The sequence below is a fragment of the Kribbella soli genome, assembly GCF_004331345.1.
Taxonomy (GTDB): domain Bacteria; phylum Actinomycetota; class Actinomycetes; order Propionibacteriales; family Kribbellaceae; genus Kribbella; species Kribbella soli.
Genome location: NZ_SJJZ01000006.1, coordinates 189174 through 207043 on the forward strand (window position 1 = coordinate 189174; position 17870 = coordinate 207043).

22 protein-coding genes are annotated in these 17870 nt (G+C 67.9%); 5 read left to right on the plus strand and 17 right to left on the minus strand.

The window, feature by feature from the left end:
* Positions 1-103 precede the first annotated feature (103 nt).
* Complete coding sequence (locus E0H45_RS39970; RefSeq protein ID WP_131347630.1) at positions 104-463, plus strand: nuclear transport factor 2 family protein; 360 nt, start codon at positions 104-106, stop codon at positions 461-463.
* Here the strand turns inward: E0H45_RS39970 and E0H45_RS39975 are convergent.
* Entirely contained in the window at positions 460-1281 is an 822-nt protein-coding gene (locus tag E0H45_RS39975) for a SigB/SigF/SigG family RNA polymerase sigma factor (protein WP_131347632.1), read from the minus strand. The two genes, E0H45_RS39970 and E0H45_RS39975, sit on opposite strands and share 4 nt — an antisense overlap.
* 272 nt (positions 1282-1553) lie before the next feature.
* On the opposite strand from E0H45_RS39975, the gene E0H45_RS39980 reads away from it, so the two are divergent.
* On the plus strand, positions 1554-1787 hold the full coding sequence (locus tag E0H45_RS39980; RefSeq protein ID WP_131347633.1) for a DUF397 domain-containing protein: 234 nt from the start codon (positions 1554-1556) through the stop codon (positions 1785-1787).
* A gap of 228 nt (positions 1788-2015) precedes the next feature.
* Here the strand turns inward: E0H45_RS39980 and E0H45_RS39985 are convergent, their stop codons facing one another.
* The gene (locus E0H45_RS39985) at positions 2016-2234 is read right to left on the minus strand and encodes a hypothetical protein (RefSeq protein WP_238151293.1); all 219 of its coding nucleotides are present in this window, start codon (positions 2232-2234) and stop codon (positions 2016-2018) included.
* Positions 2231-2425 (minus strand): hypothetical protein, encoded by a 195-nt coding sequence (locus tag E0H45_RS39990; RefSeq protein ID WP_130381785.1) that lies wholly within the window; start codon positions 2423-2425, stop codon positions 2231-2233. The genes E0H45_RS39985 and E0H45_RS39990 overlap by 4 nt, the downstream gene beginning before the upstream one ends.
* A gap of 447 nt (positions 2426-2872) precedes the next feature.
* Between E0H45_RS39990 and E0H45_RS39995 the strand changes: the two genes are divergently transcribed.
* Positions 2873-3745, plus strand: coding sequence for a helix-turn-helix domain-containing protein (locus E0H45_RS39995; protein WP_131347635.1), 873 nt, complete (start codon positions 2873-2875; stop codon positions 3743-3745).
* A gap of 125 nt (positions 3746-3870) precedes the next feature.
* On the opposite strand, the gene E0H45_RS40000 is transcribed toward E0H45_RS39995, so the two are convergent.
* The 3 genes from E0H45_RS40000 to E0H45_RS40015 all read right to left on the minus strand — a co-directional run bounded on the left by E0H45_RS40000 (position 3871) and on the right by E0H45_RS40015 (position 6582).
* Positions 3871-4314: a hypothetical protein gene (locus E0H45_RS40000; RefSeq protein WP_131347637.1), complete on the minus strand. Its 444-nt coding sequence runs from the start codon at positions 4312-4314 to the stop codon at positions 3871-3873.
* Between the two features lie 139 nt (positions 4315-4453).
* Complete coding sequence (locus tag E0H45_RS40005; protein WP_131347639.1) at positions 4454-5329, minus strand: helix-turn-helix domain-containing protein; 876 nt, start codon at positions 5327-5329, stop codon at positions 4454-4456.
* 626 nt (positions 5330-5955) lie between these two features.
* Positions 5956-6582: a DUF2461 domain-containing protein gene (locus tag E0H45_RS40015; RefSeq protein WP_131347643.1), complete on the minus strand. Its 627-nt coding sequence runs from the start codon at positions 6580-6582 to the stop codon at positions 5956-5958.
* A 41-nt stretch (positions 6583-6623) separates the two neighbouring features.
* On the opposite strand from E0H45_RS40015, the gene E0H45_RS40020 reads away from it, so the two are divergent.
* Positions 6624-7571, plus strand: a complete 948-nt coding sequence (locus E0H45_RS40020) for a quinone oxidoreductase family protein (RefSeq protein ID WP_131347645.1) — start codon at positions 6624-6626, stop codon at positions 7569-7571.
* On the opposite strand, the gene E0H45_RS40025 is transcribed toward E0H45_RS40020, so the two are convergent.
* From E0H45_RS40025 to E0H45_RS40035, 3 genes are all read right to left on the minus strand, one after another.
* A complete protein-coding gene (locus E0H45_RS40025; protein WP_131347647.1) occupies positions 7561-8679 on the minus strand; it encodes an epoxide hydrolase family protein in 1119 nt (372 codons plus the stop codon). The two genes, E0H45_RS40020 and E0H45_RS40025, sit on opposite strands and share 11 nt — an antisense overlap.
* A 28-nt stretch (positions 8680-8707) precedes the next feature.
* The gene (locus E0H45_RS40030) at positions 8708-9010 is read right to left on the minus strand and encodes a hypothetical protein (protein ID WP_131347649.1); all 303 of its coding nucleotides are present in this window, start codon (positions 9008-9010) and stop codon (positions 8708-8710) included.
* Between the two features lie 211 nt (positions 9011-9221).
* On the minus strand, positions 9222-9509 hold the full coding sequence (locus E0H45_RS40035; RefSeq protein WP_131347651.1) for a DUF1905 domain-containing protein: 288 nt from the start codon (positions 9507-9509) through the stop codon (positions 9222-9224).
* 78 nt (positions 9510-9587) lie between these two features.
* Between E0H45_RS40035 and E0H45_RS40040 the strand changes: the two genes are divergently transcribed.
* The gene (locus tag E0H45_RS40040; RefSeq protein WP_238155669.1) at positions 9588-10106 is read left to right on the plus strand and encodes a GNAT family N-acetyltransferase; all 519 of its coding nucleotides are present in this window, start codon (positions 9588-9590) and stop codon (positions 10104-10106) included.
* On the opposite strand, the gene E0H45_RS40045 is transcribed toward E0H45_RS40040, so the two are convergent.
* From E0H45_RS40045 to E0H45_RS40080, 8 genes are all read right to left on the minus strand, one after another.
* Positions 10060-11034, minus strand: coding sequence for a cation diffusion facilitator family transporter (locus tag E0H45_RS40045; RefSeq protein WP_131347653.1), 975 nt, complete (start codon positions 11032-11034; stop codon positions 10060-10062). The two genes, E0H45_RS40040 and E0H45_RS40045, sit on opposite strands and share 47 nt — an antisense overlap.
* Positions 11031-11432, minus strand: a complete 402-nt coding sequence (locus E0H45_RS40050; protein WP_131347655.1) for an ArsR/SmtB family transcription factor — start codon at positions 11430-11432, stop codon at positions 11031-11033. The genes E0H45_RS40045 and E0H45_RS40050 overlap by 4 nt, the downstream gene beginning before the upstream one ends.
* 211 nt (positions 11433-11643) lie before the next feature.
* Entirely contained in the window at positions 11644-12273 is a 630-nt protein-coding gene (locus E0H45_RS40055; protein ID WP_131347657.1) for a response regulator, read from the minus strand.
* Positions 12270-13424, minus strand: coding sequence for a sensor histidine kinase (locus E0H45_RS40060; protein WP_202872748.1), 1155 nt, complete (start codon positions 13422-13424; stop codon positions 12270-12272). Before E0H45_RS40060 ends, E0H45_RS40055 begins: the two co-directional genes overlap by 4 nt.
* Before the next feature lie 7 nt (positions 13425-13431).
* On the minus strand, positions 13432-13914 hold the full coding sequence (locus tag E0H45_RS40065) for a hypothetical protein (protein WP_131347659.1): 483 nt from the start codon (positions 13912-13914) through the stop codon (positions 13432-13434).
* Positions 13915-14035: 121 nt separating this feature from the next.
* Positions 14036-15634 carry an ABC-F family ATP-binding cassette domain-containing protein gene (locus E0H45_RS40070; RefSeq protein ID WP_131347661.1) on the minus strand — a complete coding sequence of 533 codons (1599 nt, stop codon included), beginning with the start codon at positions 15632-15634 and terminating at the stop codon, positions 14036-14038.
* Positions 15635-15750: 116 nt separating this feature from the next.
* Positions 15751-17160 carry a sensor histidine kinase gene (locus E0H45_RS40075; RefSeq protein ID WP_131347663.1) on the minus strand — a complete coding sequence of 470 codons (1410 nt, stop codon included), beginning with the start codon at positions 17158-17160 and terminating at the stop codon, positions 15751-15753.
* A 2-nt stretch (positions 17161-17162) separates the two neighbouring features.
* Entirely contained in the window at positions 17163-17846 is a 684-nt protein-coding gene (locus E0H45_RS40080) for a response regulator transcription factor (protein WP_131347665.1), read from the minus strand.
* Positions 17847-17870 lie beyond the last annotated feature (24 nt).

The window sequence follows — 17870 nt, forward strand, 5'->3', positions numbered from 1 at the left end:
CGACCTGCGCCCGCTCAGCGCCGCGTCGGCAGGCCGATTGTGATGGCCCTGGGGTCGATGTGGGGCGGTCGGCTGGTCTGGTTCGGTCGCTAAGGTCGGGGCCGTGGACGAAGAGGCGCGGGCCGCGGTCGAGGCGGAGTTGCGGTTGTTGCTGCCGGAGGTGCGGGGGTCCGCCGAGGTCGACGTACTGCTGGATCCGGAGTTCGTCGAGGTCGGCGCGTCCGGCCGGCGCTGGGACCGGGCGGCGATCGTTGCCGCGTTGGCGTCCGGGGAGATCACCGACGCGGATCCGATCGAGGCGACCGAGGTCGCCGGCGTTCGGCTCGCCGACGACCTCGTCCATGTGACCTATGTGTCCCGGCGGACAGGCGGTACGCCGGTCCGCCGCAGTTCGATCTGGCGGCGGACCGACGGCGCCTGGCGTCTGTACTACCACCAGGGCACTCCGGCAGCTGACGATTAAGCAGCTGTTTGGAGCGGAGCCAGCTTTTCGCGGAGGTCGTTGAGGATCCGCCGCAGGACCCGGGAGACCTGCATCTGGCTCACGCCGATGTCGTCGCCGATCTCGGACTGCGTCCAGCCCTCGACGAAGCGCAGCTGCAGGATGCGGCGGTCCCGGTCGCCGAGGTCGGCGAGCACCGGCTCCAGCATCTCGACCGTCTCCAGCTGATCGATGCTCGCGTCGTCGTCATCGGCAACCACGTCCGCGAGCGTGAGCTCCGCGTCGGCCTCAGCGGGCCGGTCCAGCGAAAGCACGTTGAAGCAGCCGCGTGCCGCGAGCGCCTGCTCGACCTCGGTCACCTCGACCTCGAGATGGGCGGCTAGTTCGGCCGGCGTCGGTTCGCGATTCAGCTGCTGCTCCAGCTCCGGCAGCTTGGCCGCGATCGTGCCCTGCATCTCCTGGAGCCGGCGCGGGATCCGGACCGTCCAGGCACAGTCGCGGAAGTACCGCTTCACCTCGCCGCGAATGGTCGGGATCGCGAACCCGATGAACGGGGTGTCCGCGTCCAGACGGTAGTGATGGGCCGCCTTCACCAGCCCCAGGTAAGCGACCTGCTCCAGGTCGTCGGCCTCGGCGCCCCGGCCGCGGAAACGGCGCGCGATGCCCTTGGCCATTTCCAGGTTGAGCTCGACGACCTGTTCGAGAAGTTCCTGCCGCTCGTCTGCGGCGCTGCTACCGGCCCGACGTTCCATCAGTTTCCGGGTGGCTGCTTCACGGGCGGCCCGATCGGTCGGGGCGCCGCTGCGGGTGGAATCCCGCTCGATGATGCTCGTAACCATTGGTATGACCTCGCGACTGTCTCGTCACGGCGTGGCACTTCGCTGAACCACGGTCATGCCTGCATGAGGAGTCGTACCCCACCTCCCTCGAACTCATGCACTGAGCCCGAAAAGGTCACCGATCGCGACTGAAATCGATGAGCCAACGCTCGTTTTACCCCGCAAAGATCACAGGACGTAAGGGAGCGGACACGTCGGCCAAAAGTGTGTACGATGCAGATGCAAGGCCAAATGCACGTGCATATGCCAAGGACGTACGGAAGGTGCAGCTGATGACTGCGATCTACAACGGCATGCCCGGCGACTCGAATAGCGAGCTGATCTGGCGGAAGAGCCAGCGCAGCGGCCCTCAAGGCAACTGCGTCGAGGTTGCGAAGCTTTCGGACGGCGGTGTGGCGGTGCGCAACTCGCGCTTCACCGACGGCCCGGCGCTGGTGTTCACAAAGGCAGAGATCGAGGCGTTCCTCGGCGGCGTTCAGGACGGCGAGTTCGGCTACCTGATCTGAGCAAGAACCAGCAACACTGGGCGACACAGAAGCAAAGGGCCCCTTCGCCAGGCGAGTGACGAAGGGGCCCTTTCTTGTGCCCTGAGAACATCGGTACGACGACCCGGCGGACGACAACGACCGATCGCCGGCCGACGCCGTACCGCGCGGTCGCTCTGGCATGCAAAACGCCAGGACCGACTCTCCGAAGAGAGTCGGTCCTGGCGTTGCCCGAGGGGCGGGTTCGGACTACTGGACGGTGAGCGGCCAGAGCTGCTCGCTCGGCAACTCGGAAGCCTTCCCGGTCGCCGCATTGTCAACGGTGATTCGCAATCCGGTGAACTTCGGCGTCATCACCCGCTGGTACCGCGACGCGCGGTCCGGCTCGGCGACGTACTCGGCGATCAGGTGGTCGCCCAGCCAGATCCGCACCATCTTCCGTCCTCCTGTTGCTCTGTCGGTAGTCATGGGGCCAGGCTCACGATCGGGTCGCCATCGAGTTGGCGGACGCCGCGCAACCAGCCCTCGAAGGCCCAGCGCTGTTGCTCGGGGCAACGCGCGACCAGATCCTGGATCTCCCGCTCCGTCAGCTCCTCGGGCGCGCGGCCGCCTGCCATCGCGGCGGTCTGCTCCACAACCTCACTGTCGTCGTCGTTCATCGACTCGGGTTCCCCAACCAGTCATGCCAACGGGGGGCCGTCGGCGCTCTGTAGGACCGGCCTACTGGATCACGCGATGTCACTTTTCGCGAGAACCAGCTCACCTTCTGTGCATGAAGCAATCATGGCGTCGGCACGCGACGAATGCAAGCGCCCGATGCACGTGCATCCGCACGTTTTCCATTTCGAGACCAGATCGGGCCACTTTCCGCCTGATTGAGCCTGGATCGACCGCCGGCGAACAGTGTTCGACCCTCAAGAGGCGGGCTAGTATGTGCTGACAAAGCCGGTTGACCCCGGATCGGCTAGTCTTACGCTCCGTGATCGCCGATGCGGATTCGACGCTCTTTTGTAAGAACTCCGGCAGATCAGCGCTCGGGCATGCGATGATGTGCACCTGCGGATGAGGTTGCCGATGAAGACCGCTGGGGCCGCTGGGAGGTGGGTGTGACCGAGTCGGACGCGCAGAGCGGGCCGACCGCGCTGCGCATCATTCTCGGCGGGCACCTTCGCCGGATGCGGGTGGCAGCAGGGATCAGCAGGTCCGACGCAGGGTGGGAGATCCGGTCGTCGGAGTCCAAGGTCAGCCGGATGGAACTCGGCCGCGTCGGCCTCAAGGAGCGCGACGTCCGTGACCTTCTGACTCTGTACGGCGTCGACGACGAGGAAGAGCGCGAGCGCCTCCTCGCTCTGACCCGCGAGGCGAACAACCCGGGATGGTGGCACCGGTACGGCGACGTACTGCCGAGCTGGTTCCACTCTTACCTGGACCTCGAGGCCGCGGCGCAGCTGATTCGTGTCTACGAACTGCAGTTCGTCCCCGGCCTGCTGCAGACCCCTGATTACATCCGCGCGGTGATCCAGCTCGGCCGCGGGCTGATCCCGGCCGAGGAGGTCGAGCGCCGGGTCGCGCTGCGGACCAGCCGGCAGAGCGTCCTGACCCGCCCGGAGCCGGTCCGGATCTGGGCCGTCGTCGACGAGGCGGTGCTCCGCCGGCCGATCGGTGGCGTCAAGGCAATGATCCAGCAGCTCGACCACCTGATCGACGCGTCGCAGTTCCCGAACGTCACGCTGCAGGTGATGCCGTTCAGCGTCGGCGGCCACGCAGCCACTGGCGGCGCCTACAGCATTCTCCGTTTCCCGGAGCAGGACCTCCCGGACATGGTCTACATCGAGCACCTCAGCAGCGCCCTGTACCTGGACAAACTCGAGGACCTCGACCAGTACACCGCCACCATGGAAGCCCTCTGCGTAGCAGCCCCACCCCCGAACAAAACCCGCGACATCCTCGCCACCATCAAAAAGGACTTCGAGAGCTGACAGCAGTTGGTCGCGGCCACGGACGCACGGTTGAGATGCCGCGCATGGGTGCCCTTTCGTTTGCGGGTGTTGTGGAGAGCGGGACGGACACGGGCGACTGGGATCCAGCATGCCCGCCCCGCTGATCATGGGGCGTGGTTGATGAACATGAGCGGATGACCAGTCAGCTCTTCAAGCAGCCACTGCCAGTCCTGTGGCGCGCCGAGCGGAATCAAGTGCCCGCGGTGCGGAACAGCGACGGCGGTTTTGCCGAGCTGGATCGTCATCTCTTCGATGAGCGCCTGCATCGCATTGCCCGAGCTGTCCTCTTCGACGAAGAGCGGGCCAAGGTGGTACCCGCGCTCGACGGCCTCTGCATAGGCTGCCTCCTGCACACCGACGAGGTCACGGAGCGTTCGAGTGAGACCCTCGTGGGCGTAGCAGTACAGAACGCGCCGCGCGGTCGACGGACGCACCACCGAAGGCGAGACCACGGCGTCGAACCGGCGGCTCACAATCAGACCTGACCTGGCCCCGCCCCCGTGGTCGGAGCTGGACCACCACGCCGGGTTCACTTCTGCAGTCGCCACACGACGAACGTACGGAGTCTGACCGGCCGCGCACTATATGAACCTGAGCAGCCGAATCGGCCTCGCCTGAGCGTGATTCAGCGCGGCGCAGTACCGAAGTGCAACCGAAACGCGAGACTGTGGATAACTGCGGGACCGATCACTCGGTCATCAGCATGGCGAGGAAGGTGCCGGAATCACGTGGGCTGAGCGCCATGGCACGCACGTGATCGAACGCCAGGCCGAACCGCTCGACATCCGCCTCCAACTCCAGGAAGAAGGCGCCGGCCAGGCTCTCCGTGTGGACGATGTTGGGTGCCAATGAGCCGAACTTGAAACAGGTGAACGCGCCACTCATTCCGGGGTGGGCGCCCCGGTTGAAGGGAATGACCTGGAGGGTGATGTTTGGTCGCTCGCCCATCTCGAGCAGCCGACCGAGCTGAGCTCGCATGACAGCACGGCTGCCGACCTCCCGTCGCAGCACCGCCTCATCGAGAACCGCCCAGAGCTCGAGCGGATCTCGCCCGTCTCTCTTCTGTGACAAGACGATCTGCCGTTGCATCCGTGTCTCGAGCCGCCGTTCAACGGCGTCGGCTTCCATCGGCCAGCCGTCGATCATGACAGCGCGAGCGTACTCTTCGGTTTGCAGCAGGCCGGGAACGAACGACGACTCATAGGTGTTCATGGTCTTCGCCTCGGTCTCGAAGCCGATGTACGCGGCATAGACCTCAGGAATCGCTTCCTTGAGGAGCGCATCCTTGAACTGGGCAAGCCAGCCGGGTTGCTTTGCACCTCTGGTGAGTTCGATGAGCTCGGTACGGCGCGACTCAGTCACGCCGTACAGATCGAAGAGGGTCTCGAGAGTGCCGTTGTGGGGTTTGGCCTGTCCTTTCTCGATGCGCCACAGCGTTCCCTGGTTGACACCGGTCTGCTCCTCGACCTGCTCGCGAGTCAACTGGGCGTCGGCGCGGAGCGCGCTGAGCTCGGCCGCGAGCCGACGCAGTCGCACGGTCGGCGGGCCGGCTGGTCTCGGCATTGTCCACAACCTCTCGTTTCGAGCCCGACAAGGTACGTAGCGCGAGCGAATCGATCAGTCAGCCAACCATTCGTCCGAGATTTGCGGCCCGATCCGTACCCAGATTCGTATGGTACAAGGACCATCACGCTCCGTACGGTCGTGTCATGTCAACGCTTCGGGCACGAACTGAACGAGGTGGCTTGCAGTGATCCCAGGCATGTGGGCGCTGATCGTCGCCACAGCTGTCGTCGCCGTCTTGATGATCCGCGACATCGCGCGGAACATGAGCGACCGATGACCGCGACTCAACTGCCGCTCCCAACCGACCGACGGGTACGCGTGTGGTTCGGTGAGCATTTGATCGCCGATTACGTCTCTGACCCCGACTCGGCAGCCACCTACGAGGCCGCTATGCGGCGACGCTTTGTGTCGTTGCGGGTCACGAACGATCCGGCTGCCCGGACGCCGCTGGCGGACGAGCCATGATCTGACGGAGCCGGCGGCGGTCTCATCAGCCGCGGGCTCGTGTAGCAGTCGCCACGAGTTGCCGGCTCTGTCACCGAGCGGTCCCTGTCCGAGTCCTTCACCTCTGGACTCGGACAGGGACCGTCAACAGCTCGGTCGGCCGAGCTGACAGCACCCTGTTAGGTGTTGTCGGTGAGCCACTGGATGAGGGGTTGGGTGGCTCGCCAGTCTTTTCGGACCTGGGTGGTGAGGTCCGGGGTGTGGATTACGGGTTCGAAGCCGTAGTTCTTGCTGACGGTGAGGGATTTGTGGCGGAGTAGGTCGATGCGGGGGTGGTCGGGGTCGTAGCCTCGGGGGCTGGTTTTGAGTTTGTCGCCGCCTACGGTCCAACCGGCCTTCACCAGCTTGGCGAGTAGCTTCTCCAGCTGCTTGCCGCGGCGGTCGTCGTCGATGGCGGTGCGGACACGGGCGAGGCGCTCGGACGACGCCTCGTAGAAACCGGCCGCGACCCGTACGCCGGGTGCGGAGACCTGCACGTACCACCCGGTCGCGGGGGCGACGTCGATGAAGGCGCCCTGGTGGATCTTGTACGGCGTCTTGTCCTTGGCGAACCGCACGTCGCGGTACGGGCGGAACAGTTTCGCCGCACCGAACTCCTCCTCGAGCTCGGCCAGCAGCGCGGCCATCGGCGCCCGGACCGACTCCTCGTAGACGTGTTTGTGCTCCGTCCAGAAGGTCTTGGTGTTGTCCATTTCGAGATCGTCGTAGAAGTCCAGCGCCGCAGCCGGAAAACCGGTAAAACTCATGCGGTAACGATAGTTCGCCCGGCAGATCGGACAGACACCCCATGCGCGCGATCCAGGTCACCCAGTTCGGCGGCCCCGAGGTACTCGTACCGACCGAGCTCGAACCACCGGTCGCGGGTCCTGGCCAACTGCTCGTCGAGGTCGGCGCGGCCGGTGTGAACTTCGCCGACACGCATCGCACCGACGGCTCCTACCGCGGCGGCGTCACGCTCCCGTTCGTTCCCGGCGTCGAGATCGTCGGCCGTACCGAGACCGGCCGCCGCATCCTCTCCCCCATCCTCGAGACCGGCGGAGGGTACGCCGAGTACGCCGTGGCGCCGGCGAACCGCGCGGTCGACGTACCGGACCAGGTCAGCGACGGGCAGGCGCTCGCACTGCTCATCCAAGGACTGACGGCCTGGCATGTACTGAGGAACAGCGCACGGCTCCGCGCAGGCGAGTCCGTGCTGGTGAACGCGGCGGCCGGCGGCGTCGGAACGATCGCGGTACAGCTCGCCAAGCAGTTCGGAGCCGGGCTGGTCATCGCGACGGCGTCGACCGCGGCGAAGCGGGAGCTGGCACTGGAGCTCGGCGCGGATGTTGCTGTGGACAACAACCCGGACGGCTACGCGGACCGGATCCGGGAGGTGACCGACGGCGTGGACGTCGTATTGGACTCGACGGGCGGGTCGACCATGCTCGCCGGGCTCGAATGCCTGAAAGGGTTCGGCCGCCTGGTCAACTACGGCAACGCCAGTCGCGAGGGACGACCCAGCATCGACCCGAGTGCGCTTGCCCAACGCAACCTTTCGGTGGCCGGCTTCTGGCTGGTCCCTGCCATGGACGAGCCAGGCGGGTACGTCGAGCCGCTGACCGAACTGCTCCAACTGACCGCCGCCGGCAAACTCCGTCCGCTCGTCGGCGCCGAGTACCCGCTGGAGGACGCCCGTCGCTCACACGAGGATCTGCTCGCCCGCCGAACCACTGGAAAGCTAGTACTCAAGCCGTGAAGAACGCACGGATGTCCGCGGCCAGCACCTCGGGCTGTTCTAGCGCGGCGAAGTGACCGCCGTGCGGGTGGCTGGTCCAGCGGACGATGTTGTCGGTGTGGGCGACCTTGTGCCGTAGCGGGATGAAGTTCTCGTGTGCCAGGTCGAGGAGCGCGGTCGGCGTCTGCGACGGCTCAGCCGGCTGGCCCCAGTACGACGCGTGCGCGCGCTCGTAGTAGATCGCGCCGGACGATCCGCCGGTCCTGGTCAGCCAGTACAGCATCACGTTGGTGAGCAGCACATCACGGTCGAGCTCAGACGCCGGATCCGTCCAGGTCGCGAACTTCTCCGCGATCCACGCCAGCTGCCCGACCGGCGAGTCAGTTAGCGCGTACGCGAGTGTCTGCGGGCGGGTCGACTGCAGGTCGGCGTACCCCTGCTGCTCCGTCGCGAACCCCTGCTGCCGGTGCCACGACGCCCAGGTCCGCTCGCGCTCGGCCGCGTCGAGGGGCGCGAGTTCCTCGAAGGTCGGTTCGGAGGTCGCGCCCGCGCCGGGGATGAGGTTCAGATGTACGCCGATCACGCGCTCGGGATCGATCCGCCCGACCTCGCGGGAGATCGCCGAACCCCAGTCGCCACCTTGGACGCCGTACCGCTCGTACCCGAGCCTCGTCATCAGCTCGGTCCACGCACGCGCGACGCGCTTGAACTCCCACCCGGGCTCGTTGGTCGGGCCCGACAGGGTGAAGCCCGGGATGGTCGGGAGGATCAGGTGGAAGTCGCTCAGCAACTCGGCGACGAAGGTGAATTCGACGATCGAGCCCGGCCAGCCGTGCGTGAGGACGAGCGGAATCGCATCCGGCGACGACGAGCGGACGTGGGCGAAGTGGACGACCGCCCCGTCGATGACAGTTGTGTACTGCGGCCACGCGTTCAGCCGCGCCTCGGCGGCCCGCCAGTCGTAACCGTCCCGCCAATAGCCGACCAGGTCCCGCAGGTAGTCCAGCGGTACGCCGCGAGACCAGCCGACACCCGGTAGCTCCGAGGGCCAACGCACCAGGTCCAGCCGCCGACGCAGGTCATCCAGTTCGCTCTCCGGCACATCCAGCCGAAACGGTTCGATCGTCACCGCGGCACTCTGACACAGAAAATGCCGGTCAGGCGGTGATTTTCTCCTGGGTGCGGTCGCGGATGATCTTGACCGCGACAGCGGCGATCAGCAAGAGCACGCCGGCGCTCATCACGACCGTGGTCAACGTGCTGGCGCCGTTCAGTGCGTTGTCGCAGGCCATCGGGGTGATCCCGCCGGCCGGCTGGAACGCGGAACCGCAGTCGGTCCCGCTCGCCGAGACCGACCGGAACCCGAGCAGCGCGCCGCCGACCAGCAGCACCAGCCCGGCCGCGCCGAGAATCTTGTTCAGCGAGATCACGGTCAGACCGGATCCGCCGATGGTGGGCATGCCGATGGCAAGCCCCGTGAGCCCCGTTGCACTTCGATCACTCCTGACTTCGTCGGACCACCCAGGCATCGACGGTACGGTCAGGCCCGCGGTGAGCCCCACCCGAGCAGCCGGTCAGCATCGATTCTTCACAGAGACCTTACTCAGAACATGACCGGCTGTGACGGTGATCTCAGATCAAATGGCGGTGCAGCTCAAAAGGAAGGCACTCTCAACCGAGACGTTCCTCCAGGGACACAGTGATCTCGTCCCCCGGCTGCTTGCCGAGCAGGGTCCGTAGCTCGCCCTTGACGGGCAGCTTGTGGGTCCCGTCGCCGAGCGCCATGAACGAGCTCTCGAACGGGTGGCCGTCCATCGTGCCGCGGACCTTGACCAGTCCGCGCGTCCCGAAGTACGCCGCGGAATCCGGCATCTGCACGTAGGTCCAACCGCCCTTGGCGTCGCTCTTCAGCAGCGGCGCGGTGAAGGTCTTGTCCAGCTTTCCGGTCTTCTTGCTCACGGTGAGCTCCTCTCTACACCCCTAGGTAGAGACTGCGAACGGCGTTTCGACATCTCCCGCCAATCTATTCTGGGAAATGTGCAGATCACGATCCGCCGGGCCGGGCGGGACGACGTACCGGCGGTGCTGGCGCTCCTCGACGGGGCGACCGAGTGGTTGGTCGCGCGCGGGCGGACCGACCAGTGGGGTACGTCGCCGCACTCGACGAGCCCGCGGCGGGTCGAGCAGATCACCGGCTTCGCCGACGACGGCGGGCTGTGGGTGGGCGAGACGGACGGCCGAGTGGTCGGGGCGCTCGCTGTTGGCGCAGCCCTCGACTACGTGCCACCGGCAACCGAGCCGGAGCTGTACGTGCGGCTGCTCGTGACCGACCGCCTCTCCATCGGACAGAACCTCGGCGGAACGCTGCTCGACCACGCCCGCACGCTCGCCCGCGAGGACGGCGTGCGGTTGCTGCGGGTGGACTGCTTCGCCGGCGGCGACGGCGCACTGGTCCGGTACTACGAGAAGCAGGGCTTCACGCGCGACGCCGAGTTCGCCGTACCGCGGGTCAATGATGTGGATTGGCTGGGTCAGGTGCTGGTCCAGCACCTGTGATCGCGCGGTGGACCACGCCGTGTGAGTCGCTGCAGTGCTCCGACCCCTGGCTTGCGGTGGCGTGATCGACCTGGAGCGTGGAGTGCGTCAGGTGGTGGCGCTCGGCAAGCACTTCCTCGATGCGGACCCGGATCTGGTGACAGTCGAGCCCCTCGGCGACCAGGATGTGCGCGGACGCGGCCGGCTCGCCCGAGGTGATCTCCCAGACGTGCAGGTCGTGCACCTCGACCACACCCTCGACCGCGCACAGCTCGGCGCCCAGCGCCTGTGGGTCGATCGCGATCGGCGCGGCCTCGAGGAAGATCCGCCCCGAGTCCCGGACCAGGGAGACGCCGGCCTTCAGCATCAGTACGGCGACCACGAACGCCGCGATCGCGTCCGCACGGGCGAACCCGGTCAGCAGTACGACGAGACCGGCGATCGCGGTCGCGATGAACGCGAACAGGTCGTTCAGGATGTGCTGGAACGCGCCCTCGACGTTGAGACTGGAGCGGTTCGCCTTGCTGATCAGCCAGGTCGCGAAGAGGTTCACCACGATGCCGACGACGCCGGTGATCAGCACCAGCGCGCCCTTGACCTCGGGCGGATGGATCAGCCGACTGACGGCCTCGTACACGAAGTAGACGGCGAGCAGCAGCAGCGTGATGCCGTTGGCCTGCGCGGACAGGATCTCGACGCGCTTGAAGCCGTACGTGAATCCACCGGCCGGCGGCTTCGCGGCGAGCCGGATCGCTAGCAGCGCTAGCGCGATGGCGATGGCGTCGGTGAGCATGTGCGCCGCGTCGGTGACCAGGGCCAGCGAACCGGCAGCGAACCCGACGATCACCTCGGCGATCATGAAGCCGACGATCAGCGCGAGCGCACCACTCAGCAGCTTCCGGTCCGCCGCGGCGCTGACAGCGTGCCCGTGGCCGTGGCCGGCGCTCATGCTTCCGACCTCTCCGGGTGAATGGCGTCGGTGTGCTCGGTATGCGCGACCGCGAGGTCGAGCAGCATCCGCACGTGCGCGTCGTCGAGCCGGTAGAACGCGTTCCGCCCGTCCCGCCGTACGCCGACCACGCGGTGCGCGCGCAGCAACCTGAGCGCATGCGACGTCGCGGACTCGCTCAACCCGGTGATCGCGGCGAGATCGCAGACGCACAACTCCCCGTCGAGCAGCGCGACGAGCAACTTCAGCCGCCGCGGATCGCCGAGCAGACCGAACACGTCGGCCGTGTCGGCGATGTCCTCCTCGCCCGGCATCCTGGCATTGACGCTCGCCACCCGCTCCGGGTCGACCAGCCGCACGTTGCACGAGTCGAGCTGCACATCTGCAGAACTCTTCATATATCAACGGTAGTGCACCGATCCCCGAACCGGCAACATGGTCGCGGTGGGCGGGATCGTCAAGCATCTGGCGGCCATGGAGGACCTGTGGTTCAGCCACAAGTTCCTCGACGTACCGTCGGCCGAACCGTGGCGGTCGGATTTACCTGCACAGGCTGGAGGAGACAGCGCAGCATCGTGGGCATCTCGATCTGCTGATGGATGCGGTGCGTCAGGCCAGGCCGAGTCGGTAGGCGTACGCGACTGCCTGGGCGCGGTCGCGGAGGTTGGCCTTGGCGAAGAGGTGGTTGATGTGGGTTTTCACCGTGGCCTCGCTGACGACCAGGTGGCGCGCGATCTCGGTGTTGGACAGGCCCTCGGCGATCAGCCGCAGTACCTCCACCTCGCGAGGCGTGAGCCCTGAAACCGAGGCTTCAACCCGTTTGGTCGTGCCCTCGATCAGCCGGCGTTGGACGTCGGCGTCGACGATCGACTGGCCGGCGGCGGCCGCCTGCAGGGCCCGGCCGATCGACTCGGCGTCCGCGTCCTTGGTGAGGAACCCGCGGGCGCCGGCCCGCAAGGCGGTCAGCACCGAGTCGTCGTCGCTGTACGTCGTGAGCACGACGACCTCGGTCCGCGGATGGTCGGCCCGCACGCGCCGGGTCGCCTCGACACCGTCCATGGCGGGCATCCGCAGATCGACGAGCAGGACGTCCGGGTCGTGCTCGGCCACGAGCTCGACCGCTTCCCGGCCGTCCGACGCGGCCGCGATCACGTCGATCCCGGGCAGCAGCTTGAGCAACGTCACCAGCCCGTCGCGCACCACGGTCTGATCGTCCGCGACCACCACTCGCACACTCACGCAGGCACCTTCAGTTCGACCCGCCAGCCCGTCGACGTCGGGCCGGCTTCCAGTGATCCGCCGACCAGGTCGGCACGTTCGCGCATCCCGAGCAGACCATAACCACCCGGCGCCACTCGCTCCGGGCGCTGCCCCGGCCGGTCCTCGACAGTCAGCCGGACAAGGTCGCCGTACGTCAGTCGCACCTGCACCGGCGCGCCCGGCGCGTACTTGCGGGTGTTCGCAAGCGCCTCCTGCAACGTCCGGTACAGCGTGCTCATCGCCTCAGCCGGCAACTCCCGCTCCTCGCCGCCGACCTCGAACTCCGCCCCCGCGCCACTCTCCAGCCGGTACGCCGTGACCAGATCACCGAGCGCCCGTACGTCGGGAACCGCGTCCTCCCGCAGCGCCGCCACCGCCCGCCGCGCCTCGGCCAGCCCATCAGCGGCCAGTCCTTGCGCCCGCGTCACCTGCTCGATCGCTTCCGCCGACGCCCCGTCCCGCACGAGCATCAGCCGCGCACCCTGCAGGCTCAACGACAACCCGGCCAGGGAATGCGCGAGTACGTCGTGCACGTCGCGCGCAATCCGCGCCCGCTCGGCCAGCGCCGCCGCCCGCTCGTGCTCCTCGATCGCGGCCTGTTTCCGGGCCAGCGACACCTCGAGGTCCTCCAACTGCTGCTCGCGAGTCCGTCGGTTGACCGCGGCGAGAGTCAGCGCGACCACCCCGAACGCGGCCCCGAACGCCCCGGGCAGCGAATGCGTGGTGAGGTACAGCGGGACGCTGGCGCCGAGGATGCTGATGGCAACGATGATCCATTCGAGCGGCTGCGCGCGGTAGTAGCGGACCGCCGCCCGGCTGACCCAGAACGGGACGATGATCATCGCGCTGCCCGGCAACGCGTACCAGAGCACGGATCCGGCGATCGCGAACACGAGCAGGCCGTAGCCGGCCGGGCCGGGCGGTTCGCCGTACTTCAGTCCGAACAGCGTGATGTTGCTGACGACAACGATCATGCCGAGTGCGACGATCAGCGGGTACGGCAGCCGCCGGTCCTGGTCGTCCTGGGCGGCGACGACGACCGAGAGGATCGTGATCACCCCGGGGACGGCGCGCAGCAGCAGGCCGGGCAGGGAGTTCTCCCGCACCAGGCCTGCCGGCTTCCAGGTCATGGCCTCATCATGCCTGCTGCATGGCCAGCGGGATGTTCATGGCCAGCGAGCGGCGGTAGATCATCGCGTTCTGGGCGCCGATCGTGATGCCGATGGTCAGCGCAAGGGCCGCCTTGCTGAGTCCGCCGTGCGGCCAGAGCGCGGCCGACGCGAACGACGTACCGACCCGGATGCCGATGGTCACCAGCCACAGCAGGAGCGTCGTGACGGTGCCCTTCTGGAACAGACCTTGGTCGGTCTGCGTCAGCCGGATGCTCGCGCCGCGGGCGAACCCGAACCCGAGCAGGACGACACAGTCGAGCGCGAGGAACGCGAGCTCACCGGTCGAGGCGCTGTGGACGGCCGACGACAGCGAGAGTACGCCGACGCCCAGCAGGATCAGCGGCATCACGACCAGGGACTTCTGCGTGACCAGCGAGCCGGTCACCTGCCGGCCGATCACCCGCACCAGCACCAGCAGGCCAATCAAGATTCCGAGCACGGCCGACATGTCAGCGGTTCCTTCCAGGGAGGTTTGTCGTTGCTGACAAGCCTCCTCGGATGCGGCGCCCGGAACGTCAGCCCCGAGGTGAGACCCGGGTGGAACCGGATCTCAACCCCAGGGTTGACTCTCAGGCCAGCGAGACCAGGTCGAGGTAGTCGTCCGACCACAGGTCCTCGGTGGCGTCCGGCAGGATCAGCACGCGATCCGGTCGGAGCGCCTCGATCGCGCCCTCGTCGTGGGTGACCATCACGATCGCGCCCGGGTAGCTGCCGACCGCGCCGAGCACCTCGTCGCGGGAGGCCGGGTCGAGGTTGTTGGTCGGCTCGTCGAGCAGCAGCACGTTCGCGCTGGAGTGGACCAGGCCGGCGAGCGCCAGCCGGGTCTTCTCGCCACCGGACAGAACCCCGGCCGGCTTGTCCACGTCGTCACCGCTGAACAGGAACGAGCCCAGCACGTTCCGCACCTCGCCGTCGGTCAGCCCAGGCGCGACCGACGCCAGGTTCTGCCGGACGGTGCCGGCCAGGTCCAGCGTGTCGTGCTCCTGCGCGAAGTACCCGAGCCGCAGACCATGACCGGGTACGACGCGACCGGCGTCCGGCTGTTCGCGGCCCGCGAGGAGCCGGAGCAGCGTGGTCTTGCCCGCCCCGTTCAGCCCGAGGATGACGACCCGGCTCCCTCGGTCCACGGCCAGATCGACACCGTCCAGGACCTGCAAGGCGCCGTACGACTTCTTCAGGCCGACCGCGGACAACGGAGTCCGGCCGGACGGCGCAGGGGCCGGGAGGCGGATCTTCGCGACCCGCGCGGCCCGGCGTACCGGCTCCAGCCCGGCGAGCAGCTTGTCCGCGCGACGAGCCATGTTCTTGGCCGCCATCGCCGTACTCGCACCGGCCTGCATCTTCGCCGACTGGGCCTGCAGGACCGCTGCCTTGCGCTCGGCGACCGCACGCTCGCGCTGCCGGCGCCGCTCGTCCACATCCAGCTGCTCGAGGTACTTCTTCCAGCCGGTGTTGTGGATGTCGATCGTCAGCCGCTGCGGATCCAGGTGGAAGACCCGGTTGACCGTTGCCTTGAGCAACTCGCTGTCATGGCTGATGACGATCAGGCCGCCGGGGTACGACAGCAGGAACTGCCGCAGCCACAGCACCGAGTCGGCATCGAGGTGGTTGGTCGGCTCGTCGAGCAGCAGTACGTCGTGCTGCGCGAACAGGATCCGGGCCAGCTCGACGCGCCGGCGCTGACCGCCGGACAGCTCGCCGATCGGCTGCTCGAGGGCACGGTTCGGCAGACCGACACCGGCCGCGAGCCGCGCCGCTTCCGCCTCCGCCGCGTATCCGCCGCCCGCCTGGAACGCGGCCTCGGCACGCGCGTACGCCGCCATCGCCTTCTCCTGCGCCTCGCCGGTGGCACTGCTCATCGCAGACTCCGCCGCGCGGAGCTGCCGTACGGCGACGTCCAGACCGCGCGCGGACAGGATGCGCGCGGTGACGGTGATCGCGGGATCGGCCGCCCGCGGGTCCTGCGGCAGGTAGCCGATCGACCCGGTCACGGTGACCTGCCCCGTCGCGGGACGGGCCTCACCGGCCAGGGTCTTCAGCAGCGTGGTCTTGCCGGCACCGTTACGGCCGACGAGTCCGACTCGGTCCCCCGCGCCGACACCGAACGAAACATCGGCCAGCAGCAACTGCGCACCGACCCGAATATCTACACCGCGAACGGCGATCATGATGGTTACTCTCCGTGGTAGCTAGTGGACACACCTCACCTGCAGAAGCGGGTGCGCCAGCTAGACACAGAGGCAAGTAGCCATGCGCCCACGGTAGCCGGGGCGGGCAAGATCCGTCAGCTGATTTTCGCGGGGAGCTCGACGACGAAGCGGGCGCCGCCGCCCGGACGGTCGGTGACCTGGATGGTGCCGTGGTGCCACTGGACGTGGCGGGCGACGATCGCGAGGCCCAGACCCACGCCGCGGCCGCGGCCCGACGTCTCGCCACGACCGAAGCGTTCGAAGACCCGGGTTCGGTCCTCGACGGCGATGCCCGGCCCGGCGTCGTCGACGGTGATGACGACACCGAGACCGCCCGCCTCGACCCCCACACCCTTGCAGCCGCCCGCGTGGTCCTCGGCGTTCTCGACCAGGTTCGCGATCACCCGCTCGAGCCGGCGCTTGTCGGCGTTCAACGTGAGCGCCTCGGCCTCCGGCTCGACGACCGTCACCTCCCGGCCGGCGGTTGCGTCGGCGGCGGCCCGTACAAGGTCGGCGATTCGGACGATCTCCCGGCTTCCCCGGTCGCCGCCGTCGTCGCGGGAGATCTCCAGCAGGTCGATCACCAGCCGCCGGAACCGGTCCAGGTCGTCACCGAGCAGCTCGACCGGTTCCCGTACGGCGGCCGGCAGCTCGGCGCGGTGGTTCTGGATCAGCTGCATCGAGTTCAGCATCGTCATCAGCGGCGTACGCAGCTCATGGCTCACGTCACCGGCGAACCGGGCGTCCGCCGCGACGCGTCGCTCCAGGTCCGCCGCGGTCTGGTTGAACGACCGCGCCAGCCCGCCGAGGTCCTTGTCGTTCTCCGCCCGCAGCCGTGCGTCGAGCTTCCCGCGCGCCACCGCGTCCGCGACCCGGGTCAGCTCCGCGAGCGGGCGCAGCGCCAGCGTGCTGGCCAGCCGGCCGACTGCGAGTCCGACCAGCGCGGTCGCGATCGCCGCCGCGATCAGCGTGATCTTCATCTGCTGCAGCGTTTCGTCCAGGCTGCTCAGCGGATGCCACTCGAAGAACGCGTCCCCCTGCCGACCGATCGGTACGCCGACCGCGAGCACCGGCTGCCCGCCCACCTCGATCCGCCGCTGCACCACCTTGCCGCTGATCGCGCTCTGGATCAGGTCCGGCGGCAGATCGGACGGCTTCCCGGTCATCGCGTACCAATGGTCCTGGAGGTACAGCATCGTCGCCGCCGCGTCGGTCGACGGCAGGCTGTTCATCACCTCCATCACCGACACCCCGCGCTCCAGCGTCGGGCTCTCGCACTCGACCCGCTCGTGGCTGGGCCGGCACGGCTCCGGCGGACCGAACAGCCCGTACCGCAACGCCGCCCCGTTGTCCGCCGTGATCGTCTCCGCCGCCGCCTCACGCTGCTGCACCAGGTAGTCCGAGACCACGTTCCACGTCACGATCGACAGCACGGTCGACAACCCGAGCGCCAGCAGGCCGTAGGCCAGCATCACGCGGCCCCGCAGCGTGACTCGTCCCAGCAAGGTCAGCTCACCAGTCGGTAGCCCAGGCCGCGGGCCGTGACGAGATGCTTCGGGCTGGCCGGGTCGCGCTCGATCTTCAGCCGCAACCTCCGGATGTGTACGTCGACGATCCGGCTGTCACCGAAGTACCCGTAGCCCCAGACCTTCGACAGCAACTGCTCACGGCTCAGCACCTTGCCCTCGGCATTGGCCAGCTCGGCGAGCAACTTGAACTCGGTCCGGGTCAGCGGCAGCACGTCGCCGTCCCGCGTCACCTCGGCCCCCGGTACGTCGATCCGCAGGTCACCGACCTCCAGCAGGTCGGCCTGCCGCGCGCCGGCCGGCTCGACCCGGCGCAGCAGCGCCCGGATCCGGGCCGACAGCTCCTTCGCGACGAGCGGCTTCGTCACGTAGTCGTCCGCCCCCGCCTCCAGGCCCGCGACCACGTCGTGACTGTCGGTCCGCGCGGTCACCATGATCACCGGTACGTCGCTCGCCCGGCGGATCTCCCGGCAGACCGCGAAACCGTCCCGGTCCGGCAGCATCAGGTCCAGCAGCACGACGTCCGGTTTCTCCCGGCGCAGCGCGGCCAGAGCGTCGTACCCGTTGGCGGCCTCCGCGACCTCGTAGCCCTCGTCCTCCAGGGCAAGTCGCAGTACCCGCCGGATGCGCGGCTCGTCGTCGACCAGCAGCAAGCTGTGTGCCACGGGACCAGTGTCGCTCACCGGCGG